General features: G+C 66.3%; 26 protein-coding genes. All 26 read left to right on the top strand.

The annotated features are described in order from the left end of the window. The first annotated feature begins 24 nt into the window (after window positions 1-24). The 26 genes from rplB to rplQ all read left to right on the top strand — a co-directional run bounded on the left by rplB (window position 25) and on the right by rplQ (window position 14,399). Window positions 25-864 (top strand): 50S ribosomal protein L2, encoded by an 840-nt coding sequence (gene rplB / locus ABCU91_RS00505; protein WP_036309862.1) that lies wholly within the window; start codon window positions 25-27, stop codon window positions 862-864. Between the two features lie 12 nt (window positions 865-876). Continuing rightward, complete coding sequence (gene rpsS / locus ABCU91_RS00500; RefSeq protein ID WP_018187348.1) at window positions 877-1,158, top strand: 30S ribosomal protein S19; 282 nt, start codon at window positions 877-879, stop codon at window positions 1,156-1,158. 40 nt (window positions 1,159-1,198) lie between these two features. Continuing rightward, a complete protein-coding gene (gene rplV / locus ABCU91_RS00495) occupies window positions 1,199-1,594 on the top strand; it encodes a 50S ribosomal protein L22 (RefSeq protein WP_065570946.1) in 396 nt (131 codons plus the stop codon). Beyond that, a complete protein-coding gene (gene rpsC, locus ABCU91_RS00490) occupies window positions 1,594-2,349 on the top strand; it encodes a 30S ribosomal protein S3 (protein WP_018187346.1) in 756 nt (251 codons plus the stop codon). The genes rplV and rpsC overlap by 1 nt, the downstream gene beginning before the upstream one ends. Further along, window positions 2,349-2,768: a 50S ribosomal protein L16 gene (rplP, locus tag ABCU91_RS00485; protein WP_065570945.1), complete on the top strand. Its 420-nt coding sequence runs from the start codon at window positions 2,349-2,351 to the stop codon at window positions 2,766-2,768. Before rpsC ends, rplP begins: the two co-directional genes overlap by 1 nt. Further along, complete coding sequence (gene rpmC / locus ABCU91_RS00480; RefSeq protein WP_018187344.1) at window positions 2,768-3,082, top strand: 50S ribosomal protein L29; 315 nt, start codon at window positions 2,768-2,770, stop codon at window positions 3,080-3,082. Before rplP ends, rpmC begins: the two co-directional genes overlap by 1 nt. Beyond that, entirely contained in the window at window positions 3,082-3,411 is a 330-nt protein-coding gene (rpsQ, locus tag ABCU91_RS00475) for a 30S ribosomal protein S17 (protein ID WP_018187343.1), read from the top strand. The genes rpmC and rpsQ overlap by 1 nt, the downstream gene beginning before the upstream one ends. Before the next feature lie 3 nt (window positions 3,412-3,414). Further along, window positions 3,415-3,783, top strand: coding sequence for a 50S ribosomal protein L14 (gene rplN, locus ABCU91_RS00470; RefSeq protein ID WP_091356758.1), 369 nt, complete (start codon window positions 3,415-3,417; stop codon window positions 3,781-3,783). Between the two features lie 2 nt (window positions 3,784-3,785). Beyond that, a complete protein-coding gene (gene rplX / locus ABCU91_RS00465) occupies window positions 3,786-4,145 on the top strand; it encodes a 50S ribosomal protein L24 (RefSeq protein ID WP_406924628.1) in 360 nt (119 codons plus the stop codon). Window positions 4,146-4,147: 2 nt separating this feature from the next. Next, a complete protein-coding gene (rplE, locus tag ABCU91_RS00460; protein WP_413354338.1) occupies window positions 4,148-4,738 on the top strand; it encodes a 50S ribosomal protein L5 in 591 nt (196 codons plus the stop codon). A gap of 134 nt (window positions 4,739-4,872) precedes the next feature. Then, entirely contained in the window at window positions 4,873-5,271 is a 399-nt protein-coding gene (gene rpsH, locus ABCU91_RS00455; protein WP_018187339.1) for a 30S ribosomal protein S8, read from the top strand. 6 nt (window positions 5,272-5,277) lie between these two features. After that, window positions 5,278-5,814 carry a 50S ribosomal protein L6 gene (gene rplF / locus ABCU91_RS00450; RefSeq protein ID WP_406924629.1) on the top strand — a complete coding sequence of 179 codons (537 nt, stop codon included), beginning with the start codon at window positions 5,278-5,280 and terminating at the stop codon, window positions 5,812-5,814. A gap of 2 nt (window positions 5,815-5,816) precedes the next feature. Then, window positions 5,817-6,176 carry a 50S ribosomal protein L18 gene (rplR, locus tag ABCU91_RS00445; protein WP_065570942.1) on the top strand — a complete coding sequence of 120 codons (360 nt, stop codon included), beginning with the start codon at window positions 5,817-5,819 and terminating at the stop codon, window positions 6,174-6,176. Continuing rightward, window positions 6,173-6,859, top strand: coding sequence for a 30S ribosomal protein S5 (rpsE, locus tag ABCU91_RS00440; RefSeq protein WP_091356750.1), 687 nt, complete (start codon window positions 6,173-6,175; stop codon window positions 6,857-6,859). Before rplR ends, rpsE begins: the two co-directional genes overlap by 4 nt. After that, window positions 6,859-7,044 carry a 50S ribosomal protein L30 gene (gene rpmD, locus ABCU91_RS00435; protein ID WP_020098644.1) on the top strand — a complete coding sequence of 62 codons (186 nt, stop codon included), beginning with the start codon at window positions 6,859-6,861 and terminating at the stop codon, window positions 7,042-7,044. The genes rpsE and rpmD overlap by 1 nt, the downstream gene beginning before the upstream one ends. After that, window positions 7,044-7,604 carry a 50S ribosomal protein L15 gene (gene rplO / locus ABCU91_RS00430; RefSeq protein WP_065570940.1) on the top strand — a complete coding sequence of 187 codons (561 nt, stop codon included), beginning with the start codon at window positions 7,044-7,046 and terminating at the stop codon, window positions 7,602-7,604. The genes rpmD and rplO overlap by 1 nt, the downstream gene beginning before the upstream one ends. Window positions 7,605-7,704: 100 nt before the next feature. Continuing rightward, entirely contained in the window at window positions 7,705-9,030 is a 1,326-nt protein-coding gene (gene secY, locus ABCU91_RS00425) for a preprotein translocase subunit SecY (RefSeq protein WP_091356744.1), read from the top strand. Further along, window positions 9,027-9,620, top strand: a complete 594-nt coding sequence (locus tag ABCU91_RS00420; RefSeq protein ID WP_413354336.1) for an adenylate kinase — start codon at window positions 9,027-9,029, stop codon at window positions 9,618-9,620. The genes secY and ABCU91_RS00420 overlap by 4 nt, the downstream gene beginning before the upstream one ends. Further along, entirely contained in the window at window positions 9,620-10,453 is an 834-nt protein-coding gene (gene map / locus ABCU91_RS00415) for a type I methionyl aminopeptidase (protein WP_413354335.1), read from the top strand. The genes ABCU91_RS00420 and map overlap by 1 nt, the downstream gene beginning before the upstream one ends. A gap of 12 nt (window positions 10,454-10,465) precedes the next feature. Then, the gene (locus tag ABCU91_RS00410) at window positions 10,466-11,143 is read left to right on the top strand and encodes a DsbA family protein (protein ID WP_091356736.1); all 678 of its coding nucleotides are present in this window, start codon (window positions 10,466-10,468) and stop codon (window positions 11,141-11,143) included. Window positions 11,144-11,306: 163 nt separating this feature from the next. Next, a complete protein-coding gene (gene infA, locus ABCU91_RS00405) occupies window positions 11,307-11,528 on the top strand; it encodes a translation initiation factor IF-1 (RefSeq protein ID WP_017201569.1) in 222 nt (73 codons plus the stop codon). Between the two features lie 63 nt (window positions 11,529-11,591). Further along, complete coding sequence (rpmJ, locus tag ABCU91_RS00400; protein ID WP_005050492.1) at window positions 11,592-11,708, top strand: 50S ribosomal protein L36; 117 nt, start codon at window positions 11,592-11,594, stop codon at window positions 11,706-11,708. 146 nt (window positions 11,709-11,854) lie between these two features. Next, entirely contained in the window at window positions 11,855-12,229 is a 375-nt protein-coding gene (gene rpsM, locus ABCU91_RS00395) for a 30S ribosomal protein S13 (RefSeq protein WP_036309878.1), read from the top strand. A 34-nt stretch (window positions 12,230-12,263) separates the two neighbouring features. Then, on the top strand, window positions 12,264-12,662 hold the full coding sequence (gene rpsK / locus ABCU91_RS00390) for a 30S ribosomal protein S11 (RefSeq protein WP_018171470.1): 399 nt from the start codon (window positions 12,264-12,266) through the stop codon (window positions 12,660-12,662). Between the two features lie 117 nt (window positions 12,663-12,779). After that, entirely contained in the window at window positions 12,780-13,769 is a 990-nt protein-coding gene (locus ABCU91_RS00385; protein ID WP_018187328.1) for a DNA-directed RNA polymerase subunit alpha, read from the top strand. A gap of 57 nt (window positions 13,770-13,826) precedes the next feature. Then, entirely contained in the window at window positions 13,827-14,399 is a 573-nt protein-coding gene (rplQ, locus tag ABCU91_RS00380; RefSeq protein ID WP_091356721.1) for a 50S ribosomal protein L17, read from the top strand. The last annotated feature ends 75 nt before the right edge of the window (window positions 14,400-14,474 follow it).

The following is a 14,474-nucleotide window of genomic DNA, read 5'->3' as shown; positions in this document are numbered from 1 at the left end:
CAGCTGGGATAGAGGACTAGAGACATGGCTATTCGCAAGTACAAGCCCACGACCCCCGGTCGTCGCGGTTCGTCGGTCGCCGACTTCGCTGAGATCACGCGATCGACGCCCGAGAAGTCGCTTCTTCGCCCGCTGGCGAAGACCGGTGGTCGCAACAACCAGGGCCGCATCACGACCCGTCACATCGGTGGTGGCCACAAGCGCCAGTACCGCGTCATCGACTTCCGTCGTAACGACAAGGACGGCATCAACGCCAAGGTCGCTCACATCGAGTACGACCCCAACCGCACCGCGCGCATCGCACTGCTGCACTACTTCGACGGTGAGAAGCGTTACATCCTCGCCCCGAACAAGCTGTCGCAGGGTGACATCGTCGAGTCGGGCGCCGGCGCTGACATCAAGCCCGGCAACAACCTGCCGCTGCGCAACATCCCCACCGGTACCGTGATCCACGCGATCGAGCTCCGCCCCGGCGGCGGCGCGAAGATGGCACGTTCCGCCGGTGCGTCCGTCCGCCTCGTGGCGAAGGACGGCCCGTACGCGCAGCTGCGTCTGCCCTCGGGCGAGATCCGCAACGTCGACGCGCGCTGCCGCGCGACGATCGGCGAGGTCGGCAACGCCGAGCAGTCCAACATCAACTGGGGTAAGGCCGGCCGTAACCGCTGGAAGGGCATCCGCCCGACCGTGCGTGGTGTCGCCATGAACCCGGTCGACCACCCGCACGGTGGTGGTGAGGGTAAGACCTCCGGTGGACGTCACCCCGTCACTCCTTGGGGCCAGGCCGAGGGTCGTACCCGGCACCCCAACAAGGAAAGCGACAAGTTGATCGTTCGCCGTCGCAACGCCGGCAAGAAGCGGAAGTAGGAGTAGAGGAAGATGCCTCGCAGCCTTAAGAAGGGCCCCTTCGTCGACGAGCACCTGCTTCGCAAGGTCGTCTCGCAGAACGAAGCCGGTACCAAGAACGTCATCAAGACCTGGTCGCGCCGTTCGATGATCATCCCGGCCATGCTGGGTCACACCATCGCCGTGCACGACGGACGCAAGCACATCCCCGTGTTCGTGTCCGAGACCATGGTCGGTCACAAGCTGGGCGAGTTCGCGCCCACCCGCACCTTCCGCGGCCACGAGAAGGACGACAAGAAGGGTCGTCGCCGCTAAGGCGGTGGCGCTCTCAGAGAGAGGAAGAGGAGGAGTAGTAATGGTGGAATCCATCGCACGCGTGAAGCACATCCGCGTGACCCCTCAGAAGGCTCGTCGTGTCGTCGCGCTCATCAAGGGCAAGCAGGCTCAGGAGGCTCTCGCCATCCTGAAGTTCGCTCCCCAGGGTGCCAGCGAGCCCATCTACAAGCTCGTGGCCTCCGCGGTCGCGAATGCTCGTGTGAAGGCCGACAAGGACAACGAGTTCCTGGACGACCAGGATCTGTACGTGAAGAACGCCTACGTGGACGAGGGCACGACGCTCAAGCGTTTCCAGCCCCGCGCCCAGGGTCGCGCGTTCCAGATCAAGAAGCGCACCAGCCACATCACCGTGGTGCTCTCGACCCCCGAGGTCGCGGACACTGCAGCGGCTGACACCAAGAAGGCGAGCAAGTAATGGGACAGAAGGTCAACCCGTACGGCTTCCGCCTCGGCATCACCACCGACCACGTGTCGCGTTGGTTCTCCGACTCCACCAAGCCGGGACAGCGTTACGCCGACTACGTGGCCGAGGACGTCAAGATCCGTCGTCTCCTGACGACGTCGCTCGACCGTGCCGGCGTGAGCAACATCGAGATCGAGCGCACGCGTGACCGCGTCCGCGTCGACATCCACACCGCCCGTCCGGGCATCGTGATCGGCCGCCGCGGCGCCGAGGCCGAGCGCATCCGCGCCGACCTCGAGAAGCTCACCGGCAAGCAGATCCAGCTGAACATCCTCGAGGTCAAGAACCCCGAGGCCGACGCTCAGCTGGTCGCCCAGGGCATCGCCGAGCAGCTCTCCGCTCGTGTGGCTTTCCGCCGCGCGATGCGCAAGGGTCTGCAGGGCGCTCAGCGCGCCGGCGCCAAGGGTGTCCGCATCCAGGTCTCCGGCCGTCTCGGCGGCGCCGAGATGAGCCGGTCGGAGTTCTACCGCGAAGGCCGTGTGCCCCTGCACACGCTCCGCGCGAACATCGACTACGGCTTCTACGAGGCCAAGACCACCTTCGGCCGCATCGGCGTGAAGGTCTGGATCTACAAGGGCGACCTCACCAACAAGGAGCTCGCTCGCGAGCAGGCCAACGCACCGAAGTCCCGTCGTGACGACCGTGGTGGCGACCGCCGCCGTGGCCCGCGCAACGAGGCCCCTGTCGCAGAAGGAGCGTCAGCCTGATGCTTATTCCCCGCAAGGTCAAGTACCGCAAGCAGCACCACCCGAAGCGCGACGGCGCCGCCACCGGCGGCACGACGGTCAGCTTCGGTGAGTTCGGCATCCAGGCGCTGACCCCCGCTTACGTGACGAACCGTCAGATCGAGTCCGCTCGTATCGCCATGACGCGTCACATCAAGCGTGGTGGAAAGGTGTGGATCAACATCTACCCCGACCGTCCGCTCACCAAGAAGCCGGCCGAAACCCGCATGGGTTCCGGTAAGGGTTCGCCGGAGTGGTGGGTCGCCAACGTCAAGCCGGGTCGCGTCCTCTTCGAGGTCGCGGGCGTCAACGAGGAACTCGCTCGTGAGGCCCTGACCCGTGCCATCCACAAGCTGCCGCTCAAGGCACGCATCATCAAGCGCGAGGAGGGCGACGCGTAATGGCTGTCGGCACCAAGACGCTCGCCCCGAGCGAGCTGGACACGTTCGAAGACCAGCGCCTCGTGGAGGAGCTGCGCAAGGCCAAGGAAGAGCTGTTCAACCTGCGCTTCCAGTCGGCCACCGGCCAGCTCGAGAGCCACGGCCGCATCCGTGCGGTCAAGCGCGACATCGCGCGGCTCTACACCGTCATCCGCGAGCGGGAGCTCGGCATCCGTGCCACCCCCGCCCCGGTCGAGACGGCCACCAAGGCGAAGAAGAGCAAGGCCAAGAAGGCGGACGAGTCCGCTGAGGCCGCGAAGGAAGAGGCCGAGTGATGGCTAAGAAGGATGCCGCCGAGGCGACCGTGGCCGCTGGTCACGAGTCGTCCGAGCACGACGTCCGCGACGTCAACGCCCGTGGGTACCGCAAGGCCCGCCGTGGCTACGTCGTCAGCGACAAGATGGACAAGACGATCGTCGTCGAGGTCGAGGACCGCGTGAAGCACCCCCTCTACGGCAAGGTCATCCGCCGCACGTCCAAGGTGAAGGCTCACGACGAGCAGAACTCCGCGGGCATCGGCGACCTCGTCCTCATCAACGAGACCCGTCCGCTCAGCGCCACGAAGCGCTGGCGCCTGGTCGAGATTCTCGAGAAGGCGAAGTAACCCATGATCCAGAACGAGTCCCGCCTCAAGGTCGCCGACAACACCGGCGCCAAGGAACTCCTCACGATCCGCGTGCTCGGTGGCTCCAACCGCCGTTACGCCGGCGTGGGCGATGTCATCGTGGCGACCGTCAAGGACGCGATCCCGGGCGGCAACGTCAAGAAGGGCGACGTGGTCAAGGCCGTCGTCGTCCGCACCGTCAAGTCGACCCGTCGTCCCGACGGCTCGTACATCAAGTTCGACGAGAACGCCGCCGTCATCCTGAAGAACGACGGGGAGCCCCGCGGCACCCGTATCTTCGGCCCGGTCGGCCGTGAGCTTCGCGACAAGAAGTTCATGAAGATCGTCTCGCTGGCACCGGAGGTCATCTGATCATGGCGCACATCAAGAAGGGTGACCTGGTTCAGGTCATCAGTGGCCGCAAGCAGGACAAGGGCGGCGACCGCGGCAAGCAGGGCGAGGTCCTCGAGGTCCTCGTCGAGCAGAACCGTGTCGTCGTGCAGGGCGTGAACTACGTCACGAAGCACACCCGCGTCGGCCAGTCGCAGCGCGGCACCAAGACGGGCGGCATCGAGACGATGGAAGCCCCGATCCACATCTCCAACGTGGCGCTGGTCGACCCGTCGACCAAGAAGCCGACCCGTGTCGGCCACCGCGTCGAGGAGCAGACCAAGGACGGCGTCAAGCGCACCGTCCGCGTCCGCTACGCCAAGAAGAGCGGCAAGGACCTCTGAACATGAGCAACGCAACTGCCGCGGCGGCTGGCAAGATCCAGCCCCGCCTGAAGCAGAAGTACCAGAGCGAGATCAAGAAGGCTCTGCAGGAAGAGTTCGGCTACGCGAACGTCATGCAGATCCCCGGTCTCGTCAAGGTCGTCGTCAACACCGGTGTCGGTGAGGCTGCGCGCGACAGCAAGGTGATCGATGGTGCGGTCGACGACCTCACCAAGATCACCGGCCAGAAGCCGGTCGTCACCAAGGCCCGCAAGTCCCTCGCGCAGTTCAAGCTGCGCGAGGGTCAGCCCATCGGTGCCCACGTCACCCTGCGCGGTGACCGCGCGTGGGAGTTCGTCGACCGCCTCGTCAACCTGGCGCTGCCCCGCATCCGCGACTTCCGCGGACTGTCGGCTGCCCAGTTCGACGGCAACGGCAACTACACCTTCGGTCTCCAGGAGCAGTCCGTGTTCCACGAGATCAACCAGGACAAGATCGACCGCGTCCGCGGTTTCGACATCACGATCGTGACGACGGCCAAGACGGATGACGAGGGCCGGGCGCTTCTGAAGCACCTCGGCTTCCCGTTCAAGTCGGCCGACGCTCAGGCGTGATCCGATAAGATCGATCGTTCGGCCTCGGGGCGTGCTCCGGGGCCGAACGACTGCACAACTGAATATCGCTCATTCATAGAAGGTCGGCTGTCGTGTAACGGCAGTCGAAACCTCATGACTAAAGGAACACACTTATGACGATGACAGACCCGGTCGCAGACATGCTGACCCGTCTGCGCAACGCGAACTCCGCGCACCACGACTCCGTCGCGCTGCCGAGCTCGAAGCTCAAGACGCACATCGCCGAGATCCTCCAGCAGGAGGGCTACATCTCCGGCTGGGAGGTCTCGGACGCTCGTGTCGGCCAGACCCTGACCCTCACCCTCAAGTACGGCCCGAACCGCGAGCGGTCGATCGCCGGAATCAAGCGCGTCTCGAAGCCCGGCCTCCGCGTGTACGCGAAGTCGAACGAGCTTCCCAAGGTCCTCGGTGGCCTCGGTGTCGCGATCCTGTCCACCTCCTCTGGCCTCCTCACGGACCGCCAGGCCGAGCAGAAGGGCGTCGGCGGGGAAGTCCTCGCCTACGTGTGGTGATCTGACATGTCGCGTATTGGACGTCTTCCCATCGACATCCCCGCCGGTGTGACCGTTTCGGTCTCCGGCCAGGACGTCGCCGTCAAGGGCCCGAAGGGTGAGCTGAACCTCACCGTTTCGCAGCCCATCGAGGTCAAGGTCGAGGAGAACCAGGTTCTGGTCTCGCGCCCCGACGACGAGCGCGAGTCGCGTGCTCTCCACGGGCTCACCCGCACCCTCATCAACAACAACATCATCGGCGTGACCCAGGGCTACACCAAGGGCCTCGAGGTCGTCGGCACCGGTTACCGCGTCGCTCAGAAGGGCACGGCGGTCGAGTTCGCTCTCGGCTTCTCGCACCCTGTTCTGGTCGAGGCTCCGGAGGGCATCACGCTCACCGTCGAGGGCAACAACAAGCTCACCGTCGCCGGTATCTCGAAGCAGGCCGTCGGCGAGGCAGCTGCCAACATCCGCAAGATCCGCAAGCCCGAGCCGTACAAGGGCAAGGGTGTGCGGTACGCGGGCGAGGTCGTTCGCCGCAAGGCCGGAAAGAGTGGTAAGTAACCATGGCTCTCAAGTCGAAGTCCGACGCACGTTCGCGTCGTCACGCCCGTCTTCGCAAGAAGATCGTGGGCACCGAGGTGCGTCCGCGTCTCGTTGTGACCCGCTCCGCCCGCCACGTCTTCGTTCAGCTCGTCGACGACAGCAAGGGCACCACGCTGGCTTCCGCCTCGACCCTCGAGTCGGGCCTGCGCACGTTCGAGGGTGACAAGACCGCCAAGGCCCGCAAGGTCGGCGAGCTCGTCGCTGAGCGTGCCAAGGCAGCCGGCATCGAGACGGTCGTGTTCGACCGCGGCGGTAACCGCTACGCGGGCCGCGTCGCTGCGATCGCCGATGGCGCTCGCGAAGGAGGTCTGAACCTGTGACCGAGAACAAGGAGAACGAAGTGACCGCGACCGAGCAGCCCGCTGCGGCTGCGGCTACGGCCGAGGCGCCCGCCGAGCGTGAGCGCGAGCCGCGCCGCGGTGGCCGCGAGCGCAGCCAGACCCGCGACCGCAACTCGCGCGACCGCGGCGACAACCAGTTCCTGGAGCGCGTCGTCACGATCAACCGCGTGTCGAAGGTCGTCAAGGGTGGTCGTCGCTTCAGCTTCACGGCGCTCGTCGTCGTGGGTGACGGCAACGGTCTCGTGGGCGTCGGCTACGGCAAGGCGCGTGAGGTCCCCCTCGCCATCTCCAAGGGTGTCGAAGAGGCCAAGCGCAACTTCTTCCGCGTGCCCCGCGTCGGCTCGAGCATCCCGCACCCCGTCCAGGGTGAGGCTGCTGCCGGTGTCGTGCTGCTGCGTCCGGCTGCTGCCGGTACCGGTGTTATCGCCGGTGGCCCGGTCCGCGCCGTCCTCGAGTGCGCCGGCATCCACGACGTGCTCTCGAAGTCGCTCGGTTCGTCGAACACGATCAACATCGTGCACGCGACCGTCGCGGCGCTGAAGGCCCTCGAGGAGCCGCGCGCCGTCGCCGCTCGTCGTGGTCTCGACTTCGACCAGGTCGCGCCCGCGCGTCTGGTCCGTGCCGAGGCTGAGGCAACGAAGGCTGCAAAGGTGGGTGCATGATGGCTGCTCGTCTGAAGGTGACCCAGGTCAAGTCCAAGGTGAGCGAAAAGCAGAACCAGCGTGACACGCTGCGTTCGCTCGGTCTGAAGCGGATCAACGACTCCGTCGTTCGTCCGGATGACGCGCAGACGCGCGGCTACATCAAGACCGTCGCGCACCTCGTGAAGGTTGAGGAGATCGACTGATGGCTGAGAAGAAGGACGAGACGGTCGAGACCGTCGAGCCCAAGGCCAAGAAGCCGGCAACCCGGAAGGCTGCGGCCAAGCCCGCTGCCGACAAGGCTGCCCCGAAGAAGGATGCGGCGCGCCCCGGCGTGCTGAAGGTCCACCACCTGCGTCCGGTCCCCGGTGCCAACGTCGCGAAGACCCGTGTCGGTCGCGGTGAGGGCTCGAAGGGTAAGACGTCGGGCCGCGGTACCAAGGGTACGAAGGCTCGTTACCAGGTCAAGGTGGGCTTCGAGGGTGGGCAGATGCCCCTCCACATGCGTACGCCGAAGCTGCGCGGGTTCAAGAACCCGTTCCGCGTCGAGTACCAGGTGGTCAACCTCGACAAGCTCGCGGAGCTGTACCCCAATGGTGGCGACGTCACCATCACGGATCTGGTCGCCAAGGGCGCCGTCCGCAAGAACGAGAAGGTCAAGGTGCTCGGCACCGGCGACATCTCGGTCGCGCTGACGGTCTCCGTCGACAAGGTCTCGGGATCGGCCGAGCAGAAGATCGTCGCCGCTGGCGGTTCGATCAAGTAATCACGTGCCAGGGGCCGGAGGGTAACCTCCGGCCCCTGTTGCCGTATGTTGGAATGCGGCGCGCCCCGACGCGCCCGGCATCCCACTGGAGGAAATCCCTTTGTTCAGCGCTATTGCGCGGGTCTTCCGCACTCCGGATCTGCGTCGGAAGATCGGCTTCACGCTCGGCATCATCGCCATCTACCGATTCGGTGCGCACATTCCGGCTCCGTTCGTCGACTTCCCGAACGTGAAGACCTGCCTGGACCAGTCCGGGTCCACCGAGGGGCTCCTCTCGCTCGTCAACCTCTTCTCGGGTGGCGCGCTGTTGCAGCTGTCGATCTTCGCCCTCGGCGTCATGCCGTACATCACGGGCACGATCATCGTTCAGCTCCTGCGCGTCGTGATCCCTCACTTCGAGACGCTGTACAAGGAGGGCCAGGCCGGTCAGGCCAAGCTCACCCAGTACACCCGCTACCTCACGATCGCGCTGGCGCTGCTGCAGTCGACCACCCTCGTCACGGTGGCCCGCTCCGGTCAGCTGTTCGGCATCACGGGCGTCCCCGAGTGCCAGCAGCTCCTCACCGACGAGGCGTGGTGGGCGCAGCTGCTCATGATCGTCACGCTGACCGCCGGTACCGGCCTCATCATGTGGATGGCCGAGCTCGTCACCGAGCGCGGAATCGGCAACGGCATGTCGCTCCTGATCTTCACCTCGATCGCGGCGACCTTCCCCTCCGCCCTGTGGAGCATCGCCGTCGCCCGCAGCTTCGAGATCTTCCTCCTCGTCCTCGCCGTCGGCATCGCCACCGTCGCGCTGGTCGTCTTCGTCGAGCAGTCGCAGCGCCGTGTCCCGGTCCAGTACGCCAAGCGGATGGTCGGCCGGCGCACGCTCGGCGGCAGCAACACCTACATCCCGATCAAGGTGAACATGGCCGGCGTCGTGCCCGTCATCTTCGCGTCGTCGCTCCTGTACATCCCGGCTCTGATCGCGCAGTTCAACGCGAACCCCGCGGCGGACGGCAGCGTTCCCGGCTGGGTCTCGTGGATCCAGGCCAACTTCGTCAACGGAGACCACCCGCTGTACATGGCGGTGTACTTCCTGCTCATCATCGGGTTCACCTACTTCTACGTCGCGATCACGTTCAACCCGGTCGAGGTCGCCGACAACATGAAGAAGTACGGCGGCTTCATCCCCGGCATCCGTGCGGGTCGTCCCACCGCCGAGTACCTCGACTACGTGCTCACCCGCATCACCCTGCCGGGCTCCATCTACCTGGGCCTCATCGCCCTGCTTCCGCTCCTCGCCCTCGCGACGGTCGGCGCCAACCAGAACTTCCCGTTCGGCGGCGCCTCGATCCTCATCATCGTCGGTGTGGGACTCGAGACCGTGAAGCAGATCGACGCCCAGCTCCAGCAGCGCCACTACGAAGGACTCCTCCGATGACGCAGACCCCCGCCCGCCTCCTGATCATCGGCCCGCAAGGTTCGGGCAAGGGGACGCAGGGGGCTCGGATCGCCGATCATCTCGGCATCCCGACCATCTCCACCGGAGACGTCTTCCGCGCGAACGTGAAGGAAGGCACCGAGCTGGGGCTGAAGGTGAAGGCGCTCATCGACGCCGGTGACCTCGTCTCCGACGCGTTGACCAGCGAGATCGTCCGCGACCGGCTGTCGCAGGAGGATGCCGCGCAGGGGTTCCTCCTCGACGGGTACCCGCGGAACCTGGGCCAGGTCGGCGACCTCGACACCTTCCTCGACGGACGCGGCGAGCCGCTCACTGCGGTCATCGAGCTCTCGGTCCCGCGTGACGAGTCGATCGCCCGCCTCTCGCGCCGCGCTGCCGAACAGGGTCGCGCCGACGACAACGAGGAGTCGATCGCGAAGCGTCTGTCGATCTACGAGTCGGAGACCGCGCCGATCCTCGACGTCTACCGCGAACGCGGCATCGTCGACGAGGTCGACGGCGTCGGCTCGCTCGACGAGATCACCGAGCGGATCACCGCGGCTCTCGCGGCTCGCGGCATCACCGCCTGATGGTCTTCCGTCGCTCGATCTACAAGACCCCGGCGCAGCTGCGGGCCATGGTGGAGCCGGGGCTGATCACGGCCGCCGCGCTCGACGCCGTGCGTCCGGCTGTCCGTGCCGGGGTGACGACAGCCGAGCTCGATGCCATCGCCGAGGCGACGATCCTCGCCCGCGGTGCGGAGTCGAACTTCCAGCTCGTCCGCGGCTACCGGCACACCACGTGCATCTCGGTGAACCAGGAGGTCGTGCACGGCATCCCGGGTGATCGGGTCCTGGAGCCGGGCGACATCGTCTCCATCGACTGCGGTGCGCAGTTCGACGGGTGGAACGGCGACTCGGCGATCACCATCGTCATCCCCGACCCTGACCGTCCCGAGCTCGTCGAGCGTCGTCAGCGGCTGTCGGATGTGACCGAAGGGTCGCTGTGGGCCGGCATCGCCGCGCTCGCCTCCGCCGCGCGCGTCGGTGAGGTCGGCGACGCCGTGCAGACCTACGTCGAGGCGTCGGGGGAGGGCTACGGCATCCTCCGCGACTACGTCGGCCACGGGATCGGCCGCAAGATGCACGAGGGCCCGACGGTCTTCAACTACCGCGTCGAGGACCTCGGTCCGGACGTGCGTCCCGGGCTCTGCGTCGCGATCGAGCCGATGATCGTCGGCGGCGACGAGGCGACCCTCGTCGAGGACGACGACTGGACCGTCAGCACGGTCGACGGCGAGGACGGCTCCCATTGGGAACATAGCGTCGCGGTGCACGATGGAGGTATCTGGGTGCTGACCGCTCCCGACGGCGGCGCCGCGGGACTCGCGCAGTTCGGCGTCACCCCGACCCCCATCTCCTGAGAGGACACGCACATGGCGACGGCCGCGCGTAAGACGAACTGGTTCGCGATCTGGGTCAGTGCGGGGGTGGTCGCCGTCCTCGTCGGCGTCATCGCTGTCGTTGCGGTCCTGAACACGCGTGCGACCGACCCCGGCCCCGTGCCGCAGGCCGGTGGCATCAATCGTGAGACCGGGGCCATCACCTTCGGCGACGGCCCCGACAAGGTCGCTACCTATGTCGACTTCATGTGCCCGTACTGCGGCCAGTTCGAGGAGACCGAGGGCAAGACGATCTCGGGCCTGGTCGACGACGGCAGCATCACCCTCGAGGTCCACCCGGTCACGATCCTCGATCGCCTGTCTCAGGGCACCGAGTACTCGAGCCGTGCGGCATCCGCCATGTACGCGGTCGCCGAGGCGGACCCCGACAACGCGTACGCCTTCTTCCGTGCGCTCTGGGACAAGCGGCCGGAGGAGCAGACCCCCGGACTGACCGACGACGAACTCATCCAGCTCGCCAAGGATTCGGGCGTGAACGTGACCGCCGCTCTCGAGAAGTCGATCAAGGACGGCGAGTACAAAACCTTCGCGCAGCAGCAGCAGCTGCCTGAGGGCGCCACCGGCACCCCGACGTTGATGGTCAACGACACACTCGTCCCCGTGACCTACGACCCCGAGACCGACATCGTCGCCAACCTCACCTCGCGCTGACGCGTCGGGGCGCAGGGCGGGCGTCGACGACGCGACGCGCCCGAGTGGCGGGGTGCTCCGATATCACGTACACTAAATCTTTGGTGCGTTGCGCCTGTTTCGGCGTGTCACCAGAAACCCCACTCACCGCAGACCGACCGGTCTGCCAACTGTAAGCGAGCGTATGGCCAAGAAAGACGGTGTCATCGAGATCGAAGGCGTGATCTCCGAGGCTTTGCCGAACGCGATGTTCCGCGTCGAGCTCAGCAACGGTCACAAGGTCCTGGCCACGATCTCCGGAAAGATGCGGCAGAACTACATCCGCATCATCCCCGAGGACCGTGTGGTCGTGGAGCTGTCGCCCTACGACCTGACCCGCGGCCGCATCGTCTACCGCTACCGCTAGACCGGTCGAGAAGTAACGCCCCGCTCGCCAGAGCGTCGGCGAAGACAGCGAATCAGGAACATCATGAAGGTCAACCCCTCCGTCAAGCCCATCTGCGACCACTGCAAGGTCATCCGCCGACACGGTCGCGTCATGGTCATCTGCAAGTCGAACCCGCGTCACAAGCAGCGCCAGGGCTGATGGGATGCCGCGCCTCGCGCGGCTCGCAGGCTCACAACTGAACACATCTCGGCAGGATCAGAACCCGCTCAGCGGGGGACACCTCGGGTCGGAGGCCCGGGCACCGATCCTGCTCCACACCTCCACTGACTCCTAGGAGACATCGCATGGCACGTCTTGCCGGCGTTGACATCCCGCGCGACAAGCGCGTGGTGATCGCCCTCACCTACATCTACGGCATCGGCCGTACCCGCTCCGTCGAGATCCTCAGCTCGACCGGTATCGACGAGTCGATCCGCGTCAAGGACCTCAGCGACGAGCAGCTGGTTGCGCTCCGCGACCACATCGAAGGCACCTACAAGGTGGAAGGTGACCTCCGCCGCGAGGTCGCCGCTGACATCCGCCGCAAGGTCGAGATCGGCTCGTACGAGGGCATCCGCCACCGTCGCGGCCTGCCTGTGCGCGGCCAGCGCACGAAGACCAACGCGCGTACCCGCAAGGGTCCCAAGCGCACCGTCGCCGGCAAGAAGAAGGCGCGCTAAAGCGCCGCCGCCACAGGTTTAGGAGAACACTCACATGGCACAGGCCAAGTCCGCAGCGCGCAAGCCGCGCCGCAAGGAGAAGAAGAACATCGCGCTGGGCCAGGCCCACATCAAGTCGACGTTCAACAACACGATCGTTTCGATCACCGACCCCTCGGGCGCGGTCATCAGCTGGGCCTCCTCGGGTGGCGTCGGCTTCAAGGGCTCGCGCAAGTCGACCCCGTACGCTGCCGGCATGGCCGCCGAGTCCGCTGCGCGTCAGGCGCAGGAGCACGGCGTCAAGAAGGTCGACGTCTTCGTCAAGGGCCCCGGCTCGGGCCGCGAGACCGCGATCCGTTCGCTGACCGCTGCCGGCCTCGAGGTCGGTTCGATCCAGGACGTCACGCCGCAGGCCCACAACGGCTGCCGTCCCCCGAAGCGCCGCCGCGTCTGATCCTCGACGGATGCCGGGGGCAGCGACGCGTGTCGCGCCCCGGCATCCCGGACACAACTCAACACTTCACCAATTGCACGTGTCATATAGCGGTCACGTGATTGAAAGGAACACATAGTGCTCATTGCACAGCGTCCCACTCTGACCGAGGAGAAGGTCGGCGACTTCCGTAGTCGGTTCGTCATCGAGCCCCTGGAGCCCGGCTTCGGCTACACGATCGGCAACGCGCTGCGTCGCAGCCTGCTGTCGTCGATCCCCGGCGCCGCGGTCACCAGCATCCGCATCGACGGCGTGCTGCACGAGTTCAGCACGGTCCCGGGTGTGAAGGAAGATGTCACCGAGATCATCCTGAACATCAAGCAGCTCGTGGTGTCGAGCGAGCGCGACGAGCCCATCACCGCGTACCTGCGCAAGACGGGCGCCGGCGAGGTCACGGCCGCCGACATCTCCGCTCCGGCGGGTGTCGAGGTCCACAACCCCGACCTGGTCATCGCGACGCTCAACGACTCGGCGAAGTTCGAGCTCGAGCTGACGATCGAGCGCGGCCGCGGCTACGTCTCGGCCACGCAGAACCGCAACGAGTACGCCGAGGCCGGTCAGATCCCGATCGACTCGATCTACTCGCCCGTCCTCAAGGTCAGCTACCGCGTCGACGCCACCCGTGCCGGTGAGCGCACCGACTTCGACAAGCTGGTCCTGGACGTCGAGACCAAGTCGTCGATCAGCCCCCGCGACGCCGTCGCATCGGCCGGTCGCACGCTGGTCGAGCTGTTCGGTCTCGCTCGCGAGCTGAACGTGGAGGCCGAGGGCATCGAGATCGGCCCCGCGCCGGTCGCCGAGGTCCTGACCAACGAGCTCTCGATGCCGATCGAGGACCTCGACCTTTCGGTCCGGTCGTACAACTGCCTCAAGCGCGAGGGCATCAACACGGTGTCCGAGCTCGTCGCCCTCTCGGAGACGCAGCTCATGAACATCCGCAACTTCGGTCAGAAGTCGGTCGACGAGGTCAAGGACAAGCTTGTCTCGCTCGGTCTGTCGCTGAAGGACTCGGTCCCCGGGTTCGACGGCTCGCACTTCTACGGCGGCTACGACGACGAGACCGTCTGATCGGATCTCGGTTCGCCGGGTCCTTTTGACTGACTTTCATTTCCAGGAGTAATTGACATGCCCAAGCCCACGAAGGGTGCCCGCCTCGGAGGCGGCCCCGCACACGAGCGTCTGATGCTGGCGAACCTCGCCGCTTCGCTGTTCACGCACAAGTCGATCACCACGACCGAGACCAAGGCCAAGCGCCTGCGTCCGTTCGCCGAGCGCCTGGTGACGTTCGCCAAGCGTGGCGACCTGCACGCCCGCCGCCGCGTCCTCTCGGTCATCGGCGACAAGAGCGTCGTGCACGAGCTTTTCGCCGAGATCGCCCCGCTGGTCGCCGAGCGTGAGGGTGGCTACACCCGCATCACGAAGGTCGGCAACCGCAAGGGCGACAACGCGCCCATGGCCGTGATCGAGCTCGTCCTCGAGCCCGTCACCCCCAAGGCGAAGTCCACCAAGAAGGCTGCTCCGGCCGCTGCCGCTCCGGCTGCTGCCGAGGAGCCCGCGGTCGAGGAGACCGAGGTCGAGACGCCCGCTGAGGACGCCGCCGACGCCGGTGCCGAGTCGCCCGAAGAGGGTGCCGCTGCTGAAGCCACCGCCGAGGACGCCGTCGCGTCCGAGGACGGAAAGGCCGACGAGGCCAAGTAAGGCTCCCTCTCCGGAGGGAATCCGAGGGCCCGCCCCCGTTTCGGGGCGGGCCCTTTCTCGTACCCCGGCGCGGGC

This window comes from Microbacterium phoenicis, assembly GCF_047302325.1.
Taxonomy (GTDB): Bacteria; Actinomycetota; Actinomycetes; order Actinomycetales; family Microbacteriaceae; genus Microbacterium.
This window is presented reverse-complemented; position numbering and strand designations above follow the sequence as displayed.

Coding starts and splice junctions, on each gene's coding strand:
- rplE (WP_413354338.1), top strand. CDS start 4,148: ATGAGCAACGCAACTGCCGCGGCGGCTGGCAAGATCCAGCCCCGCCTG.
- rplR (WP_065570942.1), top strand. CDS start 5,817: ATGGCTCTCAAGTCGAAGTCCGACGCACGTTCGCGTCGTCACGCCCGT.
- rplX (WP_406924628.1), top strand. CDS start 3,786: ATGGCGCACATCAAGAAGGGTGACCTGGTTCAGGTCATCAGTGGCCGC.
- rpsH (WP_018187339.1), top strand. CDS start 4,873: ATGACGATGACAGACCCGGTCGCAGACATGCTGACCCGTCTGCGCAAC.
- ABCU91_RS00420 (WP_413354336.1), top strand. CDS start 9,027: ATGACGCAGACCCCCGCCCGCCTCCTGATCATCGGCCCGCAAGGTTCG.
- rpmD (WP_020098644.1), top strand. CDS start 6,859: ATGGCTGCTCGTCTGAAGGTGACCCAGGTCAAGTCCAAGGTGAGCGAA.
- rpmJ (WP_005050492.1), top strand. CDS start 11,592: ATGAAGGTCAACCCCTCCGTCAAGCCCATCTGCGACCACTGCAAGGTC.
- rpsC (WP_018187346.1), top strand. CDS start 1,594: ATGGGACAGAAGGTCAACCCGTACGGCTTCCGCCTCGGCATCACCACC.
- infA (WP_017201569.1), top strand. CDS start 11,307: ATGGCCAAGAAAGACGGTGTCATCGAGATCGAAGGCGTGATCTCCGAG.
- rplV (WP_065570946.1), top strand. CDS start 1,199: ATGGTGGAATCCATCGCACGCGTGAAGCACATCCGCGTGACCCCTCAG.
- rpmC (WP_018187344.1), top strand. CDS start 2,768: ATGGCTGTCGGCACCAAGACGCTCGCCCCGAGCGAGCTGGACACGTTC.
- rplF (WP_406924629.1), top strand. CDS start 5,278: ATGTCGCGTATTGGACGTCTTCCCATCGACATCCCCGCCGGTGTGACC.
- rplO (WP_065570940.1), top strand. CDS start 7,044: ATGGCTGAGAAGAAGGACGAGACGGTCGAGACCGTCGAGCCCAAGGCC.
- map (WP_413354335.1), top strand. CDS start 9,620: ATGGTCTTCCGTCGCTCGATCTACAAGACCCCGGCGCAGCTGCGGGCC.
- rpsS (WP_018187348.1), top strand. CDS start 877: ATGCCTCGCAGCCTTAAGAAGGGCCCCTTCGTCGACGAGCACCTGCTT.
- rplQ (WP_091356721.1), top strand. CDS start 13,827: ATGCCCAAGCCCACGAAGGGTGCCCGCCTCGGAGGCGGCCCCGCACAC.
- rplN (WP_091356758.1), top strand. CDS start 3,415: ATGATCCAGAACGAGTCCCGCCTCAAGGTCGCCGACAACACCGGCGCC.
- ABCU91_RS00410 (WP_091356736.1), top strand. CDS start 10,466: ATGGCGACGGCCGCGCGTAAGACGAACTGGTTCGCGATCTGGGTCAGT.
- rplP (WP_065570945.1), top strand. CDS start 2,349: ATGCTTATTCCCCGCAAGGTCAAGTACCGCAAGCAGCACCACCCGAAG.
- rplB (WP_036309862.1), top strand. CDS start 25: ATGGCTATTCGCAAGTACAAGCCCACGACCCCCGGTCGTCGCGGTTCG.
- rpsK (WP_018171470.1), top strand. CDS start 12,264: ATGGCACAGGCCAAGTCCGCAGCGCGCAAGCCGCGCCGCAAGGAGAAG.
- rpsM (WP_036309878.1), top strand. CDS start 11,855: ATGGCACGTCTTGCCGGCGTTGACATCCCGCGCGACAAGCGCGTGGTG.
- rpsQ (WP_018187343.1), top strand. CDS start 3,082: ATGGCTAAGAAGGATGCCGCCGAGGCGACCGTGGCCGCTGGTCACGAG.